The organism is Flavobacterium sp. AJR (genome assembly GCF_002156885.1).
Classification (GTDB): Bacteria; Bacteroidota; Bacteroidia; order Flavobacteriales; family Flavobacteriaceae; genus Flavobacterium.
Genome location: NZ_NCWQ01000017.1, coordinates 21,692 through 43,134 on the forward strand (window position 1 = coordinate 21,692; position 21,443 = coordinate 43,134).

Here is a 21,443-nt window from a genome sequence, read left to right on the forward strand (position 1 = left end):
TGATAAATTTTTCTTACAATAACAATTTTAACAATATTCTAATTATTATTTTTCCTACTTAAAAACGTTAACAAAAAAGAAAAAATTTACAAAAATAACAGTGATTTAGATTTTTTGACAATTATTGTGATAAATAACAATCCTTTAATAAGCCATATTAACAATAAAAAAAATGTTAAATTTTAACATTTACAGGTAAAAATGCTAGAAGATTAATTTGTCCTCATGTTATAAGTTTCGGTACTTTCATTAATCTATTTCCCAGAAAAAATTTAATCTTTGTAATTCTAAAAAAAGAACATGCTACAACTCAATTTTTCAGGATATGATTTAGAAACCGGAACCGACGAAGCTGGTCGTGGCTGCCTTGCCGGACCAGTAACCGCAGCAGCCGTAATTTTGCCCCTAAATTTTGAGAATAAAACACTAAATGACAGTAAGCAATTATCCGAAAAAACTAGAGAAAAATTAAAACCTATAATTGAAGAACAAGCCATTTCGTTTGCTATCACTCATTTACATCCCAATGAAATTGATGAAATAAATATCCTAAATGCTTCAATGAAAGGAATGCAGGAATGCATCCTGAAACTTAATCAAATTCCTGAGTTTATTATTGTTGATGGAAATAGAATGCTAAATGCAAAACTAGGTTTGAAAAATACCGTTGGGAAGCAATTTTCTGAAAAGGAAATTGAGTTATTAAAATCGATTCCAAATCAAAGCATTATAAAAGGCGATGCCAAATTTATGAGCATTGCTGCTGCATCTGTACTTGCAAAAACCTATCGAGACGAGTATATGGATAAAATTCATGAAGAGTTCCCGATGTACAATTGGAAACAAAACAAAGGATATCCTACCAAGGAACATCGCGAAGCAATTAAGAAATATGGACCTACTAAGTATCATAGAATGTCTTTTAGGTTATTGCCAGATCAATTGGAGCTACTGTTTGAAGATTAGTCTTTGTATAGAATTATAGCTTTAATTTGTATTTTAGTTTTCTAAATGCTACAATAATTTAAATCCCGTATATCGAATCTAGCTAAGCGCAACATTTACAAAAACCTCTTTGATTATTCTAGACAAAAACCAATAAAAAAACACTAATCATGACTAAACGCGCAAATAAATACAGACTTACTCTGGAACAAGTTTCTTTAATGAAAGAAGATGCAACTTTAGCTGAACCTTTATCATTGGAATTTGAAAATCACGATGAAATTTTTACAATTATCGAGAAAATTAAAGAAAAGAAACTATTTGGAGATGAGAATCAATCTACAGAATTTGCCATTGGTTTAAAAATGTTCAGTGAAGTAATGCTTAAAAACAGAAAGCATCCTCTTTTTGAAGATTTTTTCCCTGCATTTGGAGAATTTATGAAAAAACTAAAAAGTCAATAACAAACTATAAACCTAGATTATAACCTCAAATAAATCCTTAAAACTAAAATGCTTAAACAGAAATACGCTGCTTCAAAAAAGAAGAAAAACAAGCCATTTGAAATTAGGAAGGAATTTTATAGACGATTTCTTTATATTGGACTCTGTATAATTCCTATTTTTTTATTTGGAGACGAGAAGGGAACTTTTAGATTAGTTCCTCTGCCATTTTTTTTAGTTGGAATGTACAACTTACTCTTAATAGTAAGTTTTTCGCAACTAATAATTGATGATTTTTTCCCACCCAAAATAGCATTCGAAAAAACGGCTAAACCCTTTGATAAGTTTATATATTATTTTTCTTCAGCCTTGTTTTTTGCAAGTTTAGTATTTCTGCTTTTTGAAATAAGAAAAATTGACAACACTATAAACGGTACTCAACTATTTTGGAGAGCAGGTTTTGCAGGAATTGCTTTAGCCATATTGCTTACAATAATTTTAAAGATTACAAATCCTTCTGTATATTTTGAAAGCAAAAGAAGGTACACAGTCCACTTTGGGCTATTTGTCGGGTTGTTTTTATTTACAGCTGCTTCAACTAGTTTTATAAATCATTTCTATGCGACTACCGATAAATCATGTAAAAACTATACAATTATAAGAAAAGGAACCAGTGGATCGCGTAACAAAGAACACTTTATTCATATTATCACTGAAAATAATACAGAAGAACGCTTTTCGATAAAAAAAGCACTTCATGAAGAACTAACCGAAGGTGGCGAAATTGAATTATGTATGGTAAAAGGGAAACTTGGATATGATTATGTAACAGGATTTAATAAAATTAAAAACTAAAACAATTCATAATTTTCTATAACAAAGCTAACTTTAAAAAATGTTAGCTTTTTTTATGCCAAAGATTTAAAGTGAACTTTTCAACAAAGTAAAATTGGACTTTTAAACAAAGTGACACAATTTATTTTGATGCAATTTTGTACCATCAATTCAGATACTTATGGGGAATTTAATTAAAAAATGTTGCAACCACAAATAGTTTACTTGAATTTGATTCCATAAAACAAATCAAAAATAAAATAAATCGAATGAAACGATTTCTAAAAATCACAAAAAGAATTATGATTATAGTAATAAGCATTTTGGCTCTTTTAACCCTGGTTACTTTTTTATATATGATGCATCCAAAATTTGGTAAAGCACCAGAAGGTAATCGTTTGGAATTAATAAAAAAATCTAGCAATTATAGCGATGGAAAATTTCAAAACACGCATGACACACCTAATCTAACAAACGGCTACAGTTTTGGAGGTATTCTTTATGATCAATTATTTGGAAATCATCCAAGACGCGAACCTGTTGATTCTATCCCATCTATAAAAACCGATTTGCATAATCTTTCTCCAGATGCCGATGTATTGGTTTGGTTTGGGCATTCGTCTTATTTTATGCAAATAGATGGAAAACGTTTTCTGATTGATCCTGTATTTAGCGGAAATGCTTCGCCATTACCAGGAACTGTAACTGCATTTAAAGGATCAAATGGTTACACCGTGGCTGATTTACCTACAATTGATTATTTGTTTATTAGCCACGATCATTACGACCATCTTGATTATGAAACTATAGTTGCTTTAAAATCTAAAGTAAAAAAGGTTATTTGTGGTCTTGGAGTTGGAGGACATTTTGAACGTTGGGGATATCCTACAGATAAAATAATCGAAAAAGATTGGAATGAAACAATTGTCTTAGAAGATGGTTTTAAAGTACATACAACTCCTGCAAGACACTTTTCGGGAAGAGGTTTTTCTAAAAATAATACCTTATGGCTGTCTTATGTTTTACAAACGCCAAGTATTAAAATATACATTGGTGGCGATAGCGGCTACGATACACATTTTGCCAAAATTGGAGAACAATTCGGCCCAATAGATTTTGCAATTCTGGAAAACGGACAATATAATCTGGCTTGGGAAGCCATACATATGCTTCCTGAACAAGTACTTAAAGCAGCGCAAAATTTAAAAGCAAAAAGACTTTTCCCTGTGCATTCTTCAAAGTTTAAACTAGCAATGCATTCTTGGGATGAACCATTGAGTAAATTATCGACACTTAGCAAAACTGCTCATTTACCACTAGTAACACCTATGATTGGTGAAGTTGTAAATTTAAATGATAGTACACAAGTTTTTAAAGAATGGTGGAAAGGTGTAAATTAGCACTAACTTAAGCTGAATCAAGATGAAAATTACCGAAATAAAATCGTGTCATATTGGCCCTGAAATTTCACCTGAACAATTTGTTCCAGAGCATATCTTTTTATATCTGGCAGCGGGAGAAATCGAAGGTTATGACGGACATGAAATGCATACTATTAAATCGGGAGATTATTGTATTGTAAGGAAAAATCATCTGGCTAAATACAAAAAACAAAAAGATAACGGACAATTTGAAAAGGTTGTAATCATTTTTGATGAAGCATTTTTGACCGAATTTAAAAAAAATCACGCTATTGCGAATGTAAAATCAAACTCTAAAAATGCATTTGTCATTCTTAAAAAAGATGTTCTGATTCCCAATTTCATACGTTCATTAATGCCTTATTACAACGAAGGTGGAGTTATAGACGAAACGTTCTCTAAAGTAAAAAGGGAAGAACTTTTATTGATATTATTACAGACTAACCCCGAAATTTCGAGTATTTTATTTGACCAAAATATTCCCGAAAAACTAGATCTAGAAGCGTTTGTATATCGAAATTATAAGTTTAATGTAAGTCTGGAAAGATTGGCTTTTTTAACTGGCAGAAGTTTGTCTTCTTTTAAAAGGGATTTTAAAAAGATTTTTAATGACACTCCTAATCGCTGGTTGATGCAGAAAAGATTGCAGGAAGCACATTTTCAAATTCAAAGAGAAAGAAAAAAACCATCTGATATTTATCTTGATTTAGGCTTCGAAAACATTTCTCATTTTTCATTTGCTTTCAAAAAACAATTTGGATACAACCCAACAAGTCTTATAAAAGAACATACATAATTCTTGAGTCTTCAGAGTAAAATTATTCAAACGCGTTCCATTCTTAGACAATGTCTATTTTGGAACGCATTACGAAAATCATATTATTTTAAACAAATTCGGCTTCGAATAATTCTGTCAGATGCTTTAGGATTTTAGCTTTTACTTCGGCTTCATCTACTTTTTCTACACCAAGCTCTACCTGAAGTGAAGTAACGGCTTTACCGCGAATTCCACACGGAATAATATTATCAAAATAACCTAAGTCGGCATTTACATTTAATGCAAATCCATGCATTGTTACCCAGCGTGAAGCACGTACACCAAGTGCACAAATCTTACGGGCAAACGGCGTTCCTACTCCTAACCAAACACCCGTTTCTCCTTCGCTTCGACCGCATTCTAATCCGTATTCTTTTAGCGTAAGAATAATAGATTCCTCGAGGAAACGCAAGTATTTATGAATATCGGTAAAGAAATTTTCTAAATCCAGAATAGGATATCCTACAATTTGTCCTGGGCCGTGATACGTAATATCACCACCACGATTTATTTTATAAAAAGTAGCTCCTTTGGCTTCTAGTTGTTTTTCGGATAAAAGTAAATTGCTCAAATCGCCACTCTTACCCAAAGTATATACATGCGGATGCTCTACAAAAATGAAATAATTAGGAGTTGGTAAATCAAGTTCTTCTCTCCTATTTTTAATTTTTAAGTCAACAACATCCTTAAATAATTGTTCTTGATATTCCCAAGTCGATTTATAATCTTTTTGACCTAAATCTTGTAGTTGGATTTTTTTGTTCATTGTATTATTTTTCAAACTCTACCTCAAGTCCCAGTTTAGTTGGATTTTCCATATAATCTGTAAACGGATATTGGATAGTTATTGTTTTTCTGTCTTCACTAAACAAAGCATTTGCATTAGATACTTTTTTTACTTTTTTAGGGAAACGATATTTTATAACATAGTTCGAAGATGCAAAAATCATTTTATACATTCCTAATGAATCCTCTGCTGGTTTATTAGTTTCTTTTGGGTTCAAAATGACTTTACGATTAAACTTTTTCCCGTCATAGCTAAAACTTACGGTACTATTGTTACTGAAATCTCCGTTAAAAGGCATTTTATTATCTGAAGCTTTATTTTTCTCGATATTCTGAAGCGCACTCATAGTTTTCATCATATCCTGTAATTCATTTACATTTTTGAAATCAGTTTTTAAATCTAACATAAACTGTTTCTGTTCTGTATTCATTTTCATATGAACGACGAAATTCTCTAGTTTTTTTAGCTCTTTTTGCTCTTCGGGAGAAAGTTTTGCTATACTGTCTTTCTTGTTCTTGAACATTTCTTTAAATGAAAAAGTAGAATCTATACTTTTTGTTGCATCACCAACTTCATTTCCTAGTTGCTGTCCTGCCATTGCCATAAGTGCAGAACCATCCATATCTAACGAAAATTTACCCGACCCATTATCTGCAATATCAATGTTTTCGGTAAAAGTACAACTTGTTAACGTCGCTAATAAAAGGGAAAGACTGAGGAATTTTATTAATTTCATGAGTAGATTATATTTTTTCTCAAAGATACGAAGTCTATTTAAAAAAATAACGGCAAAGATTCTAAGATATAAAGACCTTATTACATCTAAATTTTACTCTAAAACAACTTCCAGATTTGTACTTTCAGGATTCTCTAAACAATCGGAAAGCTGGAATGTAATTGTTACTGTTTTTTTGTCTGAACTAAGAATTGCCGCTGAATTAGAAACCGACTTTATTTTACGAGGAAAATTGTACTTAAGTGCATAGGTTTGAGTAAGACTTAAGATATTGAATTTAGATTTAAAATTATTTATTTGCCTTTTATTCTTCTCAATTTCAGCCTCATTAATAACCTTAACAATACGTTTAAATGTTGTTCCGTCAAAGCTATATTTTAAATCAAAAAAATGACTTTCTGCCGCAAGTGCATAATTGTTTTCAAGATCATTTGCATAATCTTCAGTATTGTATAAATTAGGAACAGCATCTATTTTGGTAAAAGAAAATGTAATAGAAGTTTTAAATTCCTTATCGAAAGAACTCTTCTTTGCATGCACTTTTGCATTTGCATATTTTTGGAACAACTGCTGTTCTCGTTGGGTATATTTTAAAAATGTTTCGTTATATTTTATGATATAATCTCGAAAAATATAGGTTGTATCTTGAAATTTATCTTCTTTAGAATACTTTTCTCCCATCAAAAGCATATAACTATGTTCATCTCTAAGTTGTATTGCTTCGATAGTTCCACTTCCATCTTCGTTTAGATTTATTGTTTCGGTAACTTGACAACTTGTAAAAAGTATTGCGAGCAAAAAAGAGAAGAAATAATTTTTCATTTAAAAAGCTTAGAATTTAAAATGCTAATGTAAACAAGTTTTGTAAGAAAAAACTATTTCGCGAAGTTTCGCAAAGCTTCACAAAGAAAAAATACAGAGAGTCGCAAAGTTTTATTTCACGCAGATTTTAGAGATTTTAGCTGATTTTATCACACAAACATTATCCTCTTGAGCGGAGTCGAAGGATTGCGCGTTATAAAACCAATTACTCGTAAAAATAATCTGTGTTTTACACACAACCGGAATCTTTGCGCCTCTGTACCTCTGTACCTTTGCATCTCTGAACCTTTGAACCTTTGCACCTTTACTCCCAAGAGAATTGAAATACAATAAATTGCTGCTACAAAAAATCTAAAATCTGCATTCTAAAATCTACATTCTTTTCTTTATCTTTGCACTCTTATAAAAAAAGCGCAAAATGGCATTATCAGAACAAGAAATTATCCGAAGAGAAAAACTTCAAAACTTACGCAACTTAGGAATCAATCCTTATCCAGCTAATCTTTTTCCTGTAAATCATACTTCTAAGCAAATTAAGGAGTCTTTTGAAGAAGGTAAGAAGGTTATCGTTGCAGGACGTTTGATGAGTGTTCGTGACCAAGGAAAAGCTTGTTTTGCTGAATTGCAGGATAGCGAAGGACGTTTGCAATTATACGTTAATCGTGATGTTTTGTGCGAAGGTGATGATAAAACTTTATACAACACGGTATTTAAAAAATTAACCGATTTAGGTGATTTCATTGGTATCGAAGGAGAATTGTTTACTACAAAAGTTGGTGCACAATGTGTACGTGTAGATGGATTTACTTTCTTAAGTAAAACATTGCGTCCGCTACCTTTACCGAAAGTTGATGAAGACGGAAATGTACACGATGCATTTAATGATGCTGAGTTACGTTACAGAATGCGTTATGTAGATTTAACAGTGAATCAACACGTTAAAGAAACGTTTATTAAACGTACAAAGTTATATACTGCAATGCGTGGTTATTTTAACGATGCAGGTTATCTTGAGGTTGAAACTCCGGTTTTACAATCTATCCCAGGTGGTGCTTCGGCAAGACCTTTTATCACGCATCATAATTCGCTTGACATTCCGCTATATATGCGTATTGCAAACGAATTGTATTTAAAAAGATTAATTGTTGGTGGTTTTGAAGGTGTTTATGAGTTCTCTAAAAACTTTAGAAATGAAGGGATGGACAGAACGCATAATCCTGAATTTACCGCAATGGAAATATATGTAGCCTACAAAGACTACAACTGGATGATGGAATTTGCTGAAGGTTTGCTTGAGCATTGTGCAATTGCTGTAAACGGAACTAGCGAAGTTACTTTTGGTGAGCATAAAATAAACTTTAAAGCACCTTACGCTCGCGTTACAATGACTGATTCTATCAAACATTTTACTGGTTTTGATATTTCTGGAAAAACAGAAGAAGAGTTGTTTGAAGCTGCAAGAGGAATGGGAATTGAAGTGGATAATACAATGGGGAAAGGAAAACTAATTGATGAAATTTTTGGAGCTAAGTGCGAAGGAAATTACATTCAGCCAACTTTCATTACTGATTATCCTAAAGAAATGTCGCCCCTTTGTAAAGAGCACCGCGATAATCCTGAACTTACAGAGCGTTTTGAGTTAATGGTTTGTGGTAAAGAAATCGCAAATGCTTATTCTGAATTGAATGACCCAATTGATCAACGTGAGCGTTTTGAAGATCAAATGCGTTTGGCTGCAAAAGGTGATGATGAGGCTAATGGTATCATCGACGAAGATTTCTTAAGAGCGCTTGAATACGGTATGCCTCCAACATCTGGAATGGGTATTGGTATGGATCGTTTGATTATGTACTTAACAAATAATGCATCTATCCAAGAAGTATTATTGTTCCCACAAATGCGTCCTGAGAAAAAATTAGCTCAGATTGAACTTTCTGATGAAGAAAAATTCATCGTAGATTTATTGAAAGGAAATGAAAATAAAATGGATCTTCAGCAATTAAAAATTACTGCTAATTTAAGCGGTAAAAAATGGGATGCTTCTATGAAAAACTTATCTAAACACGGTTTAACTAAAGTTGCTGTTGAAGGTGAGTTTAAAACTGTAGAATTGGTAGGATAGTTTTTTACTCGTTACAATATTCAAACCCGACAGGTTTTAAAACCTGTCGGGTTTTTTATTCAAATTTAATGACTCAAAAATATTCATGTCAAAAATTAAAGATTATTTTATTTATACTATTTTCATCTTATTTACTATAATTAGTTCCTATCAATTAATCGATTCATTTATACATCCAGATATTGAATTAAATGATTCGTTTTTATTTAAAGACAGATTAAAACAACTTAGCGGAATAGTACTTTTCGGCGGACTTGGATTGATCTATTTTCTTATTAAGGAGAATAAATTTAACCCGAATAAAAATTCTATTAAAACATTTATCATCATGTTTTTTGGCTGTTTAATTTTTGTTATTAGTAGTTTATTCTTGATTTTATATCCTGAAGAATTTAGGAGAGGGAATAAATTTGTCAAAATAATTATTGGCTATTCTGGAATCCTGTTTTTTGGAGCTGGCTTAATTATGTCAGTATATAAATTAATTAAAGAGATTTTTAAACCTAATAAATACTAATGATATAATTAAGAAAATCATCTAATGAATAAACCTGAAAGCACTAATTCTATTAATCTATCCTCGGATAATTGAGTTAGAAAAAGTAAAGAAGATATAAAATATGGCAGGCTTATTTCGCAAGAAGACTTAGATGAAATGGATTTAAAATGGCTTTCAAAACAAGAAAAATCAAACTAATTCTAATCACATTTTTAAAAATATTAAGATAAAAAAAGAGCTTCAATTGAAGCTCTTTTTTATCTATTTCTCTAAGAATATTTTCTCTTTAAAAAGAAATTTTCTCTAGTTTTTTATTATCTATATCAAGGATTGCTTGAGATTGATCAGGAACAGCGCCTTTCCATTTTTCCTGAACTGATGGATTAGAAGGATACTTACCATTTTTCATTTTTACACTATAAAGAATTCCTTTACTACTCACTATAAGATCCTGGAATTTTTCGGAAGCAGTTGTTCCAACAAAAATAGGAAAATCGGTTACTGTAAATTTATTCAATAAGCTTCCGTCATTGTTCAAGATAAAACCAGAACATCCGCCTGTACCACAAAAATAAGGATTAGAGAAACCTACAAAGTACTCGTCTTTTTTATCATTATTTAAATCGAAAGCATCATAGTAAAAAAATCGATCTTCTTTTGTCATTGCTGGCAAATCCTTGTTTAACAAAACTGTGGTTAATTGCTTACGAATCATATCGACTACTTTAGAATCTATTGGAGCTGTTTTATTATTTACTGCCGTTGAGTCCTTATCGGTTTCCGTAGTTACTGATAAGTCAATGGCTGTTGAGTCCACTCCTTTTCCTGTATCTGTAGCCGTTTCTTTTTTCTGGCAAGAATATAAACTAAGCATTGCTAAGCCTATTAAAAATGTCTTTTTCATGATTTTATTATTTTTTTTATTACCGTTAAATTTACAAAAAAATAAAATAAATACGTTTGTTTTAGAGGGTTTCTTAAAGTCATTCATTGACAATAATCGTACTTTAAACCAATAAAGCCGATTTATTTTCGAGATCTTTTCTTATCAGCAATTCTTTGATATTATTATACGTTACAAGCGCAATTTGAGTTAATGCCTCGCTCGTAAAAAAAGCCTGATGTGCAGTTACCAATACATTCGGAAAACTCATTAATCGCTGAATTGCATCATCTTTTATAATATCTTCAGAAAGGTCTCTAAAAAACAATTTTTCCTCCTGTTCATATACATCAATTCCCAAATATCCTACTTTACCATCTTTTAGCGCTTCTATAACACTAGCTGTTTCTATAAGTCCGCCACGGCTAGTATTAATTATCATAACACTGTTTTTCATTTGCGTAAGCGAATCTTTATTTATGATATGCTTTGTTTTTTCGTTTAATGGGCAATGTAACGAGATAATATCACTTTCTTTAAAAACTGTCTCTAAATCGGTAAATACAACTCCCTCTTTTTCCATTTCGGGATTACTCACAATATCATAAGCAAGAATCCGGCAACCAAAGCCTTTTCCTATTTTAGAGAAAGCTTTCCCTATATTCCCTGTTCCTATTATACCAATTGTTTTACCATGCAAATCAAATCCTAATAACCCATTTAGCGAGAAATTTTGTTCACGAACTCTATTATACGCTTTATGTGTTTTGCGATTAAGTGTAAGAATCATTGCCATAGCGTGTTCGGCAACAGCTTCGGGTGAATAAGCAGGAACGCGACAAACATGAATTCCGTGTTTCTTTGCAGCTTCCAGATTTACATTATTAAAACCAGCACAACGTAAAGCAATAATCTTCACACCCTTTTCTGCCAATTGTTTTATCACCGCTTCATCCACAATATCATTTACAAAAACACAAATAATATTCGAACCCTGAATTAAACTTACTGTATGTTTATTAAGCTGTGTTTCAAAAAATTCTAAGTCAAAACCAAACTCGCAATTATGTTTATTAAAGAAAGTCTTATCATAAGGCTGAGCCGAGAAAAACGTTATTTTATTCATACCTGCTACTCTATCTAAATCCATATATGCTTTCTTTAAAATTATAATTGTTTATTCATTAAAATTAAACAAATAATCGCAAAGTAAATTTCCAGTCAAAAAAAAAAGAGCTTCAATTGAAGCTCGTTTGATACAAAAACTATAAATCAATCTTAAACACGAATTTCACGAATTGTCACTAATCCGTTTGTGAAATTAATTTCACAAACTAAGCTACTCATTAAGATTTGTGCAAATTCGTGAAATTCGTGTTTGTTATTTTATTTTCTTAATTACAATATGTTTCGATTTTAGTTTTTTATCGGTTGCATATTTTAATAGTTGTTTACCAGCTTCTACATTACGATCTGATGATAACACGTTAGCACCATTGGCAACAAGTTTATAATATAACTCATCTCCTTTTGCAGCAGCACTTTTATCTAGATTCCCCATAGTTCCTAGAATACAAGAAATTTTTCGGCTGTGTAAATACTCATATACTTCTGGTTTTGGTTCTGAAGTACCTACAAATGCAATCATTTTATTGGCTTTTACACCTAATTTCTCCATACGTTCCACATCTTCTTTTCCTCTTGCCGAAACCGAAATCATTAAGTCTGGTGCAAGTTTAGCAGCCTCAGCAGCTTGTGTCGCTGTATAAGTAATAATTACCGAATAAGCCTCGGCTTTATTTCTTCTTACAGCATCGATAATCATTTGCATCGGAACACCTTTCTTGATATCCAGATTGTAAATTACTTTACCCTTACCCCATTGTAGGATTTGATCTAAAGTTTCGATTTTATATGGAGTTACTTTTCCTTCAGTATCTTTTAAGAAAAGCTCTTGTAACTCTTTATACGTATATCCTTCGATAACACCCGTTCCAGTTGTTGTTCTGTCTAGTGTATTATCATGCATCATTACTAAAACCGAATCCTTACTCAAAGCAATATCAGTTTCTACAATCGTAGGATTATATTTTATTGCATTGGCAAATGTTGGTGTACAATTTTCTGGAAATCCAACTGTTGGACCACCTCGATGTGCACTTACCAATGGAATTGTTTTCTTAGAATAATTTAAAAACTTCTGTAATTCTTTAGAAGTTTTAAATTTTAATAAATATTCATTTTCCTGGGCAAAACCAAAACTAAAAACGAAAGAAACTAAAACTGCAAGCCACAAACTTTTATTCTGAAACATATTATATTTATTAAAATTGGATTGCAAAATTAAGCAATTCCTACTATGCAAAGCCCTATAAAAAGTGAAATTATTTTAACCATATAAGTAATTTAAGTAAATATAAGCGCGACTTAATCAGCCTAAAATTTAAATGGACTTACATTACTTATATGGTTACCTTTTTTTATTACAATCTTAAATATACAATTCTGTTGAAAAATTATAAAAAAAAATCAAATTTTAGTAAACTTTCGTCCAGGTTCAAATATTATAAATCAATTTTACTTAAAGATTTCTTTTCATTTCAAATTGCGAAATTGTATATGGTATATTTAAATTTTTTATAAATCCTTTTGCTTCTGCAGAACTATTCTGAACATTATATACTAATAATTCATTTTGATCCAAAGCATTGTTAATGTGATTAAATAAACTCGTACCAATTCCTTTACGACGATAATTAGGAGCTACAGCTACTTGATTAATTTTTTTGGATGTAGGATTATATATTGCATAACCTACCAATGCGTCATTTATATAAGCTCCAAGAATTTGGCTAAATTCTATACTATTGCTCACTGCCATAATATCGTTTTGCCATGAAGGTTCTATATCCCAAAAAGATTTAAACAATTCCCATTGAGTTTCTTTAAGATTCTTTATATCAACTTTAGGATTTATATCTAATGCCGGTACTTTACCTTTAAAACAATCTAGTTTTCTATGTATTGTATAACCCATCTTTTCGTAAACTCGTATTGCAGGATGATTTCCTTCTATAACTTCTAAAACCATTTGCTTTACGCCAAGATTTTCTAATTTCGGCACTAAAATATCATACATTTTACCAACTAAACCTTTTCCTCTATAATCTGGAACAACACCAGTTGCAGCATTATAAGCAACAAATTCTTCGTTTGTAGTATTTAAAGCATGCAGCATAAATCCAACTAATTTATCTTCGGCATAAACTCCGATAGACAAATCTAATTTAATATTTTCGGCAGAAATCTTAGTTTTAAGTTGCTCTAAATTAAGACTAAAAGGCACGATATAATCTGAAAAAGATAAATTAATAACCGCTAATAGATCTTTAATATCAATGTTTTCTAAACTTTTTACTTCCATTTTTTATGCAAAATTTTTTGAGTTTAAGATTGAGTTTCTCTAATTTATAAAGGTTTTCTAAATATTGAAATAGAGAAAATCAAATATACATTTTATGTAAAAAACAATGATGAACTATTTTAGATTTTATTAAAAAATAGAAGGTAACCACATGGATGTCGAAACATCGAGATATTGTTTTTTTACAAGAATCGTCTAGTTTTCAAATTGATATATTGTCATATTTTTAAATTTATTGGATATAAATGAAAATTATCAAATTAGCAGATTATACCCTTGTTTTATTGTCTTAATTGTAATTAAATTAAATAAGAACTTTTTTTCATAAACTTATGTTATATATTTGCTCAAAATTTTGGTCTACTTTTTCTTAAAATTTTAAGAAGAAATAGTTAAAAGGGAATCAGGTGTAAATCCTGAACAGACCCGCTACTGTAAGTTCTATATAAGTCTTTAAACGTTACTAATGCCATTGTCCCGATTCTCGGGATGAGAAGGTTGTTTAAAGATGGAACAAGTCAGGAGACCTGCCAAAATCACATAGTTTAAAACTTTCGAGGAATAAAGTTGAAGAACAAGAAAATTAGCCTGTTATTTTATAGCGGGACTTTCTTATTATGCTTCTTGATTATTACATCGCGAAAAGTTTTTATAATTTATTTAGTGATGTATAATACAAACAAAAAGCTTTTATTCGTTTTTATCTTATTTACTCCATTTTTGCTTCATTCGCAAGCAACCAATGATAGCATTCGCAAACTAAAAGAAGTAATTCTTAAGGCAAAACCATACCAGGAAGTAATTCCTGTGCAAAGTCTTTCGGGGAAATTACTAGAAAATCTTGCCAGTCATAATGTTGCTGATGCGCTTCGTTATTTTGCCGGAGTCCAGATTAAAGATTATGGTGGTCTTGGCGGACTTAAAACTGTAGATGTCCGTAATATGGGAACGCACCATGTAGGTGTTTTTTACGACGGAATCCAATTAGGTAATGCGCAAAACGGAGTTACTGATTTGGGTAAATATTCGCTAGACGACATGGAATCTCTTACCATGTATAACGGTCAGAAAAGCGAAATATTCCAGTCGGCAAAAGACTTTGCAGCTGCATCTACCATTTATTTAAGAACCAAACGTCCCGTTTTTGAAGGGGATAAAAAAACAAATTTATTGGTGCGGTTTAAAACCATGACTATAAATTATTTTGATCCGTCTTTTAGATGGGAACAAAAGCTGAGCAATAAAGTAAGCATGAGCGTAAGTTCTGAGTATATAAAATCTAACGGAGAATATAAATTTAGATACAAAAGAAACAATCAGGATGGTACTGTAGCTTACGATACTACTGCCACAAGACATAATAGTGATATTGAAGCTTTCAGATTTGAATCTGGACTTTACGGAAAAATAAATAATGGTTCCTGGGATGCCAAAGTTTATTATTACGACTCAGATAGGGGAGCACCAGGAGCAATTGTCGAAAATAAGTTTTCTGACGGATTTAGACAGTACGACAAGAATTTCTTCACACAGGCATCTATAGTAAAGGATTTTACAAAAAAATACAAATTTCAGGCAAAGGCAAAATACGCTTACGATTACACGCATTATGTTGCCAGAGATACTACCAATATTTTAGGAGAAACAGTAACCGAAGGAGCACAATCTGACGATAGTTATTACCAACAGGAAATATATTTCTCGGCAGTAAATATGTACAACATATTACCTACATGGGATGTTTCGTTATCTACAGATTTTCAATACAATAAACTAAATGCTACAAGAAAAGGAATACAAACTCAATTTTCTTTTCCGCAACGCTATACTGCCTTGTTTTCTTTGGCAAGTTCTTTCAGACTTGGGCAATTTAAAGCTTTAGGTAGTGTTGTGGGTACTTATGTTCAGGAAGAAGTGCGCTATAATGCAAAAGCTCCCGACAAAAAAGAGTTTACTCCTGCATTATTTCTTGGGTATACACCATTTAAAGACTACGATTTTAATTTACGAGCATTTGCAAAACGTATTTTCAGGATGCCCACTTTTAATGACTTGTATTATACCATGGTCGGATCCAGTACTTTGAGACCTGAATATATGAACCAGTACGATGTTGGGTTTACCTATAATTTACCTGTAAATAATTCTTTTTTAGACAAACTTTCTATTCAGGTTGATGGATATTACACCAATACCAAAGATAAAATTGTGGCTGCTCCAACAGGAAATTTATTCCGATGGATGATGACCAATATGGGACAAGTAAAAGGAAAAGGTATAGAATCGGTACTTAATATAGGAATGCATATTGGTAATGTAAATTTAGCTACAAATCTTACCTACACTTATTCAGAAAGTAGAGATTATACAAAATTTGCAGGTTTGGAATTATCCTCTTACGGAGATCAGATTCCTTATACTCCGTGGCATAGTGGTTCTGGGATATTAAATGCTGATTATAAAACCTGGAATTTTAACTACAGCTTTGTTTATGTAGGAAAACGATATAATGGTAATGTCAACAATATCAAAATCAACGAAATTCAGCCTTGGTACACACACGATTTAGCGGTACAAAAGTCTTTTGCTTTAAGCAAATATTTAATAAAAGGGACAATAGAGCTAAACAATGTACTTAATCAGCAGTATGAGGTTATATACAATTATCCGATGCCGGGACGTACAATGAAATTTATAATAAGTATTGCGCTATGAAAAAGATAACTACACAATTAATCCTCGGTTTATTTATAGCCCTTGCTTTTGCTTCTTGTAGAGAAGAAGAAACCATTTTCCCATCTTCAGATAAAAGCGTTGCTGCACCAAGAAGTGATGGTAAGATAGAAGGTTTTTATCTGCTTAACGAAGGTAATATGGGGATGAACCGGGCAAGCATCGATATATTTAATTATAGAACAGGAAACTATACAACCGATATTTATTCGGAACGAAATCCTACAGTTATAAAAGAATTGGGTGACGTAGGCAACGATATCAAAATTTATGGCAATAAGGTTTATGCTGTAATAAACTGTTCTAATAAAGTTGAAGTAATCGATAAATGGTCGGCAAAACGTATCAAAAAAATTGATATTCCTAATTGCCGATATGTAGCTTTTTACAAAGACAAAGCCTATGTAAGTTCCTATTCTGGTCCTGTAGCCATAGATCCTAACGCAGAGATAGGTTTTGTGGCTGAAATTGATACCACATCATTAGAAATAAAACGAAAAGTAAATGTAGGTTATCAGCCAGAGCAAATGGTGGTAAGTAACGGAAAATTATATGTAGCAAACTCTGGAGGTTATAGAGTTCCTAATTATGACAGAACCGTATCTGTGATTGATCTTGAGACTTTTACCGAAATAAAAAAGATAGATGTTGGTATAAATCTTTACAGTATGCAAATAGACAGTAGAGGAGATATTTATGTGAGTTCCAGAGGAGATTATTACAATACACCATCAAATCTTTTTGTAATTGATACCAAAACGGATGAGAAAAAAATGCAACTCGATATTCCGGTTCTAGGAATGTGTTTAGTAGATGATTTACTCTATTTCTATAGTGTATCGTGGAGCTATCTTACTAATAGTAATAAAGTAACCTACGGAATATTAGACACTAAAACCAAAAAGATAATAAGCGACAAGATAATCACTGACGGTACAGATAAACAAATAATGATTCCTTACGGACTACAGGTAAATCCCGAAACCAAAGAAATTTATATCACCGATGCACAAAATTATGTCGTAACAGGCTATATCTATTGCTTTACACCCGATGGAAAATTAAAATGGAAAACTACAGCAGGAAATATACCTGCACATATTGCTTTTATAACCAAAAACTAAAATAGTAAAATCATGTATAACAAATCTTTAAAACATTTCCGAACGCTATTGCTTATACTCGCAGCAGCATTGGTAACCAATTGTTCCAGTGGCGACGATAGTTCAGATAATAGCAATCCGCCAACAGGTGGTATTGGTAACAATGAGTACAATGCGCAAAGAGCTACAATTGTACCAATTACCGTAAATAGTACCGTAAGCGCAAATGCAACTTATAGCTGGAGTGTAACAAATTCTCCTTCAGAAAATTATTCTTTGGCAAACAACACTGCAAAAGAAGCCTTATTTGCAGCAACAGAAATAGGAACGTATGAACTTACTGTAGTTATAACTGATAACGGAAATACGCAAACACAAAAAATTAAAGTACACGTAAGCAAGGAAGCTAAGGATTATAAAACATTTATTGCCAAAGTATTTGATTTTAAACCTGCTCCGGGACAGTTTATAAATGATTTGCCTGCAGCGAATGACGGTGAAACGTATGATAAAATTTTAAGCAGAGCTAATACGTATCTAGCCAAGAAAAATGGAGATCTGATTTCGCTAGGAGCCTTTGGTGGTTATATTGTTTTTGGTTTTGATCATACAATTGTAAACGTAAAAGGCAAACGCGATTTTAGAGTTTTAGGGAATGCTTTTTGGGCAGAGGCCAATCCTAATCCTGATAAAACTATGCGTGGTGGGAGTAGTGAAGCTGGAGTTATAATGGTTTCTTACGACAAAAATAAAAACGGTCTTCCGGATGATGAATGGTACGAAATAGAAGGAGCTGGGCATAAAATGGAAAAAACAGTTCAGAATTATGAGATTACCTATTATAGACCTGATCCTAATAAAATTCCAGTTCCAGGAGGTGGTACAGGAACAGTACAATTTACAGATATAGAATATATATACTGGAAAGATAATCAAGGTAAAGACGGTTATTTAGCCCAAAACAACGCTTATAATCATTCCTTAGATTATTGGCCAAAATGGCTCAAAGATCAGGAAAAAATCACTTTTAAAGGTACGAGATTACCAGATAATGCTGTTGATGAAAGCGGAACTGGAAGCTATTTTGTTCAGTACGCATTTTTATACGGATATGCAGATAATGCCCCAAACAATGATAATGATTCTGCAATAGATATTGATTGGGCAATAGATAAAAATGGAAACAAAATTCATTTGCCAGGAGTTGATTTCGTAAAAGTTTATAATGCACTTAATCAGCAAGCCGGATGGTTAGGAGAAACTTCTACCGAAATAATGGGTGCTACAGATTTGCATCTTTTAGGAGAAAATATTCCTACCAGACCATAAAAAAAAAGGATTTTAAATTAAAACTATAATACCAGAAACCATGAAAAAAAATTTAACCCATTTATTATTCCTTGCATTCTTAGTTATAGGATGCAGTAGTAATGATGATGACTCAAAACCAGTAGACGAGGCTAAGAATACAATAGCAATTACACTTCAAGAAAAACATGAGATAGGGACATTTAGTGTCTTAAATATAAATGCTTCAGCTACTGCAACAAACCCAACATATCAATGGGTAATGACCAAAAATCCAGTTAATAAAACTACAGATTCTATTGTTGGAAATTCTAAAGATTTAAGATTCATAGCACTATACTCAGGTGCATATGAACTGACATTAAATGTATCGGCAGATGGGAAAAAAGGAAGCAAAAAAACACTAGTAAATGTTACTAATGAGACTAAAAATTACAATCCTTATATAACAGCAATCTACGATTTTGATCCTGCACCGGGAATGTTTGCCAATGATTTATTTAAAATTGGTTTTACAAAAGAAGATATAATGCGAGTAGCATTAGGCAGGATTAATGAAACCAGTGTTGGTTATCCATTAGACTTAGGTGGTTTTGGAGGATCTATTATTGTTGGGTTTGATCATACTGTTATTAATAATGCAGGACAAAAAGATTTTAGAGTTTATGGAGGAGATTTAACCGATAAAGGGAATCCCCCAGCTCCAGGATTACTATTTGTAGCCTATGATAAAAACGGTAATGGAAAACCAGATGATGATGAATGGTACGAAATAATAGGTAGCCAGCATACTAAAGAAAATACAACCAAAAATTTTAAGATTACATACCATAAACCTGCCATAGGAAAGCCTGTAGTAGTAAGTGGTCCTAATGATCCCTTTATAGATCGCGAACACATTTATTGCGAAAACAATAACTCTGAAACGTATTATTTACCACGATCTAAGACAAAAAAGGAATATTACCCTGCTTGGGCAACTCAAAATACAGCTGTATATGAAGGAACCAGACTAAATGTAAAATTTACACCACTCCGTCCCGGACAAACTACACTATGGAATTTTGAAGCTCCAGAATGGGGATATGTAAATGCTGTAAATCCTGATATTGATATAGACTGGGCTGTAGATAAAAATGGAAATAAAGCAAATCTACCAGGAATAAATTTTATAAAAATTGTAAACTGTGTTAGTGAGCCAATGGGTCTTTGTCATCAGCAATCATCAATGGCAACAAGATTCGCAGGAGCAGCAGATCTTCATATATTAAAAAAATACAATTTAAGAAAAGTAAAAGAATAAGAAAATGAAAAAATATTTAAAATATAGTTTGATTTTAGTAGCTATTGGTGCTTTTTATTGCTGTAGTAACGATGATGATTCAAAGCCTGAAATAACTCCTGAACCCGTTAAAAATGCTTCTGTTACATTAAAATTAGAACCAAATTTTACAGTAGAAAGATATAGCGTAGTAAATATAAATCCAGAAGTTGTTATTGAAAACGCTAGTGAAGCTGTTGCAAAATACAAATGGACTGTTAAAGTAACCGGTACTGATGGAATTGTCAAGGATTCTATTATTGGCGATGCAAAGACATTACAATTTATTGCTCCTAAAGCGGCTGATTATGCTGTAGAATTTACTGTAACATTGGATAAATTAGTAAAACAAGCTTCAACGAAAGTTAAAGTTTCAGAAACAGGTAAAACCTATACAGCAAAAGCGCTATCACTTATAGATTATTTACCAGCACCAAGTTATGCTCTTGATAATTATGAGTTTACTACTAAAACTGAAATTTTAGAAAATATTCAGGCAAGTCTTAATCAGGGAGAAGATATTAACCTTGGAACTTTTGGCGGGTACATTGTTACAAAATTTGATCATACTGTTATTAATTCTTATGGCAAACGAGATTTTACTGTTCAAACAGTTGCTAACAGTACTACTGTAAAAGTTTTCCCTGTAAGTGTATATGTAGCGTATGATGCCAATAAAAACGGTATTGCAGATGATAATGAATGGTATGAGATAGGAGGAAGTGAGCATAATAAATCTACGACAACAAAAAATTACGAAATCACTTATTTCAAGCCAGATCCAGCCAAAGTGGCTGTAACAGGCAAAGCCGATTGGCAGTTTGATAAAGAATATTTAAAATGGACAGATAATAAAAACACATCCAACTTTATTACTAAAACAAAAAAATGGAGACGTTTAAATTATTACCCACAATGGATAGGAGATTCTTATACCCTAAAAGGAACAAAACTATACTTGCCAGTAAAAGATGTAAGTGATGGAGAAGGGACTGCTTTTAATGTAGGAACTTTTGAATGGGGTTATGCTGGTATCAAAGATCCTTCGATAGATATTAGTTGGGCTGTAGATAGTAACGGAAAAAAAGTGCACTTACCTGGAATCGATTTTGTTAAAGTATATGTTTCAACATATACAGAGCTTGGAGCTTCAGATTTATTAACAAGTTCTTTTAAAGAAGCTGAGGATTTGAATTTTGCAAAAAGCAAATAATTAAAACTGCATATTCTTAAAAAGTATGCTAT

19 protein-coding genes and 1 riboswitch are annotated in these 21,443 nt (G+C 32.0%); of the genes, 12 read left to right on the top strand and 7 right to left on the bottom strand.

From position 1 onward, the window contains the following. Positions 1 to 300 precede the first annotated feature (300 nt). The 5 genes from B8T70_RS06005 to B8T70_RS06025 all read left to right on the top strand — a co-directional run bounded on the left by B8T70_RS06005 (position 301) and on the right by B8T70_RS06025 (position 4,439). Positions 301 to 966, top strand: coding sequence for a ribonuclease HII (locus B8T70_RS06005; protein ID WP_086894253.1), 666 nt, complete (start codon positions 301 to 303; stop codon positions 964 to 966). Between the two features lie 149 nt (positions 967 to 1,115). Beyond that, a complete protein-coding gene (locus B8T70_RS06010) occupies positions 1,116 to 1,409 on the top strand; it encodes a DUF3861 domain-containing protein (protein WP_086894254.1) in 294 nt (97 codons plus the stop codon). Positions 1,410 to 1,457: 48 nt separating this feature from the next. Further along, positions 1,458 to 2,243 (top strand): hypothetical protein, encoded by a 786-nt coding sequence (locus B8T70_RS06015; RefSeq protein WP_086894255.1) that lies wholly within the window; start codon positions 1,458 to 1,460, stop codon positions 2,241 to 2,243. Positions 2,244 to 2,491: 248 nt separating this feature from the next. Beyond that, on the top strand, positions 2,492 to 3,622 hold the full coding sequence (locus B8T70_RS06020) for an MBL fold metallo-hydrolase (RefSeq protein WP_086894256.1): 1,131 nt from the start codon (positions 2,492 to 2,494) through the stop codon (positions 3,620 to 3,622). Positions 3,623 to 3,644: 22 nt separating this feature from the next. Then, positions 3,645 to 4,439 (top strand): AraC family transcriptional regulator, encoded by a 795-nt coding sequence (locus tag B8T70_RS06025; protein WP_086894257.1) that lies wholly within the window; start codon positions 3,645 to 3,647, stop codon positions 4,437 to 4,439. Between the two features lie 88 nt (positions 4,440 to 4,527). On the opposite strand, the gene lipB is transcribed toward B8T70_RS06025, so the two are convergent. The 3 genes from lipB to B8T70_RS06040 all read right to left on the bottom strand — a co-directional run bounded on the left by lipB (position 4,528) and on the right by B8T70_RS06040 (position 6,805). Continuing rightward, positions 4,528 to 5,226: a lipoyl(octanoyl) transferase LipB gene (lipB, locus tag B8T70_RS06030; RefSeq protein ID WP_039117561.1), complete on the bottom strand. Its 699-nt coding sequence runs from the start codon at positions 5,224 to 5,226 to the stop codon at positions 4,528 to 4,530. Positions 5,227 to 5,230: 4 nt separating this feature from the next. Then, positions 5,231 to 5,983, bottom strand: a complete 753-nt coding sequence (locus B8T70_RS06035; protein WP_086894258.1) for a hypothetical protein — start codon at positions 5,981 to 5,983, stop codon at positions 5,231 to 5,233. A gap of 93 nt (positions 5,984 to 6,076) precedes the next feature. Continuing rightward, a complete protein-coding gene (locus B8T70_RS06040; protein WP_086894259.1) occupies positions 6,077 to 6,805 on the bottom strand; it encodes a hypothetical protein in 729 nt (242 codons plus the stop codon). A gap of 418 nt (positions 6,806 to 7,223) precedes the next feature. Here B8T70_RS06040 and lysS point away from each other — a divergent pair, with 418 nt between their 5' ends. Together lysS and B8T70_RS06050 are read left to right on the top strand one after the other, a co-directional pair. Then, positions 7,224 to 8,927, top strand: coding sequence for a lysine--tRNA ligase (gene lysS, locus B8T70_RS06045; protein WP_039111405.1), 1,704 nt, complete (start codon positions 7,224 to 7,226; stop codon positions 8,925 to 8,927). Positions 8,928 to 9,012: 85 nt separating this feature from the next. Beyond that, entirely contained in the window at positions 9,013 to 9,444 is a 432-nt protein-coding gene (locus tag B8T70_RS06050; protein WP_086894260.1) for a hypothetical protein, read from the top strand. Positions 9,445 to 9,712: 268 nt separating this feature from the next. Here B8T70_RS06050 and B8T70_RS06055 read toward each other — a convergent pair whose 3' ends face one another. From B8T70_RS06055 to B8T70_RS06070, 4 genes are all read right to left on the bottom strand, one after another. Beyond that, positions 9,713 to 10,330 carry a hypothetical protein gene (locus tag B8T70_RS06055; RefSeq protein WP_086894290.1) on the bottom strand — a complete coding sequence of 206 codons (618 nt, stop codon included), beginning with the start codon at positions 10,328 to 10,330 and terminating at the stop codon, positions 9,713 to 9,715. A 103-nt stretch (positions 10,331 to 10,433) separates the two neighbouring features. Then, positions 10,434 to 11,459: a 2-hydroxyacid dehydrogenase gene (locus B8T70_RS06060; RefSeq protein WP_242667431.1), complete on the bottom strand. Its 1,026-nt coding sequence runs from the start codon at positions 11,457 to 11,459 to the stop codon at positions 10,434 to 10,436. A gap of 231 nt (positions 11,460 to 11,690) precedes the next feature. Beyond that, positions 11,691 to 12,623, bottom strand: coding sequence for a glycerophosphodiester phosphodiesterase family protein (locus tag B8T70_RS06065; protein WP_086894261.1), 933 nt, complete (start codon positions 12,621 to 12,623; stop codon positions 11,691 to 11,693). Between the two features lie 267 nt (positions 12,624 to 12,890). Further along, positions 12,891 to 13,733 carry a GNAT family N-acetyltransferase gene (locus tag B8T70_RS06070; protein WP_086894262.1) on the bottom strand — a complete coding sequence of 281 codons (843 nt, stop codon included), beginning with the start codon at positions 13,731 to 13,733 and terminating at the stop codon, positions 12,891 to 12,893. Positions 13,734 to 14,072: 339 nt separating this feature from the next. Then, positions 14,073 to 14,283: riboswitch (cobalamin riboswitch) on the top strand. A 116-nt stretch (positions 14,284 to 14,399) separates the two neighbouring features. Here B8T70_RS06070 and B8T70_RS06075 point away from each other — a divergent pair. Genes B8T70_RS06075 through B8T70_RS06095 form a run of 5 tightly spaced genes read left to right on the top strand, consistent with a single transcriptional unit; the run spans position 14,400 to position 21,411 of the window. Continuing rightward, complete coding sequence (locus B8T70_RS06075) at positions 14,400 to 16,448, top strand: TonB-dependent receptor (protein ID WP_086894263.1); 2,049 nt, start codon at positions 14,400 to 14,402, stop codon at positions 16,446 to 16,448. Then, a complete protein-coding gene (locus B8T70_RS06080) occupies positions 16,445 to 17,590 on the top strand; it encodes a YncE family protein (protein ID WP_086894264.1) in 1,146 nt (381 codons plus the stop codon). Before B8T70_RS06075 ends, B8T70_RS06080 begins: the two co-directional genes overlap by 4 nt. A gap of 12 nt (positions 17,591 to 17,602) precedes the next feature. Next, positions 17,603 to 18,898, top strand: coding sequence for a hypothetical protein (locus tag B8T70_RS06085; protein WP_086894265.1), 1,296 nt, complete (start codon positions 17,603 to 17,605; stop codon positions 18,896 to 18,898). Between the two features lie 40 nt (positions 18,899 to 18,938). Beyond that, positions 18,939 to 20,180 (top strand): hypothetical protein, encoded by a 1,242-nt coding sequence (locus tag B8T70_RS06090; RefSeq protein ID WP_086894266.1) that lies wholly within the window; start codon positions 18,939 to 18,941, stop codon positions 20,178 to 20,180. Positions 20,181 to 20,184: 4 nt separating this feature from the next. Beyond that, positions 20,185 to 21,411: a hypothetical protein gene (locus B8T70_RS06095; RefSeq protein ID WP_086894267.1), complete on the top strand. Its 1,227-nt coding sequence runs from the start codon at positions 20,185 to 20,187 to the stop codon at positions 21,409 to 21,411. The last annotated feature ends 32 nt before the right edge of the window (positions 21,412 to 21,443 follow it).

Excerpts from the sequence above, each read along its gene's own strand:
- B8T70_RS06025 (WP_086894257.1), top strand. The coding sequence starts at position 3,645 with ATGAAAATTACCGAAATAAAATCGTGTCATATTGGCCCTGAAATTTCA.
- B8T70_RS06020 (WP_086894256.1), top strand. The coding sequence starts at position 2,492 with ATGAAACGATTTCTAAAAATCACAAAAAGAATTATGATTATAGTAATA.
- B8T70_RS06005 (WP_086894253.1), top strand. The coding sequence starts at position 301 with ATGCTACAACTCAATTTTTCAGGATATGATTTAGAAACCGGAACCGAC.
- B8T70_RS06055 (WP_086894290.1), bottom strand. The coding sequence starts at position 10,330 with ATGAAAAAGACATTTTTAATAGGCTTAGCAATGCTTAGTTTATATTCT.
- B8T70_RS06090 (WP_086894266.1), top strand. The coding sequence starts at position 18,939 with ATGAAAAAAAATTTAACCCATTTATTATTCCTTGCATTCTTAGTTATA.
- B8T70_RS06050 (WP_086894260.1), top strand. The coding sequence starts at position 9,013 with ATGTCAAAAATTAAAGATTATTTTATTTATACTATTTTCATCTTATTT.
- B8T70_RS06070 (WP_086894262.1), bottom strand. The coding sequence starts at position 13,733 with ATGGAAGTAAAAAGTTTAGAAAACATTGATATTAAAGATCTATTAGCG.
- B8T70_RS06035 (WP_086894258.1), bottom strand. The coding sequence starts at position 5,983 with ATGAAATTAATAAAATTCCTCAGTCTTTCCCTTTTATTAGCGACGTTA.
- B8T70_RS06075 (WP_086894263.1), top strand. The coding sequence starts at position 14,400 with ATGTATAATACAAACAAAAAGCTTTTATTCGTTTTTATCTTATTTACT.
- B8T70_RS06060 (WP_242667431.1), bottom strand. The coding sequence starts at position 11,459 with ATGGATTTAGATAGAGTAGCAGGTATGAATAAAATAACGTTTTTCTCG.
- B8T70_RS06080 (WP_086894264.1), top strand. The coding sequence starts at position 16,445 with ATGAAAAAGATAACTACACAATTAATCCTCGGTTTATTTATAGCCCTT.
- B8T70_RS06065 (WP_086894261.1), bottom strand. The coding sequence starts at position 12,623 with ATGTTTCAGAATAAAAGTTTGTGGCTTGCAGTTTTAGTTTCTTTCGTT.
- B8T70_RS06040 (WP_086894259.1), bottom strand. The coding sequence starts at position 6,805 with ATGAAAAATTATTTCTTCTCTTTTTTGCTCGCAATACTTTTTACAAGT.
- B8T70_RS06015 (WP_086894255.1), top strand. The coding sequence starts at position 1,458 with ATGCTTAAACAGAAATACGCTGCTTCAAAAAAGAAGAAAAACAAGCCA.
- B8T70_RS06085 (WP_086894265.1), top strand. The coding sequence starts at position 17,603 with ATGTATAACAAATCTTTAAAACATTTCCGAACGCTATTGCTTATACTC.
- lysS (WP_039111405.1), top strand. The coding sequence starts at position 7,224 with ATGGCATTATCAGAACAAGAAATTATCCGAAGAGAAAAACTTCAAAAC.
- B8T70_RS06095 (WP_086894267.1), top strand. The coding sequence starts at position 20,185 with ATGAAAAAATATTTAAAATATAGTTTGATTTTAGTAGCTATTGGTGCT.
- lipB (WP_039117561.1), bottom strand. The coding sequence starts at position 5,226 with ATGAACAAAAAAATCCAACTACAAGATTTAGGTCAAAAAGATTATAAA.
- B8T70_RS06010 (WP_086894254.1), top strand. The coding sequence starts at position 1,116 with ATGACTAAACGCGCAAATAAATACAGACTTACTCTGGAACAAGTTTCT.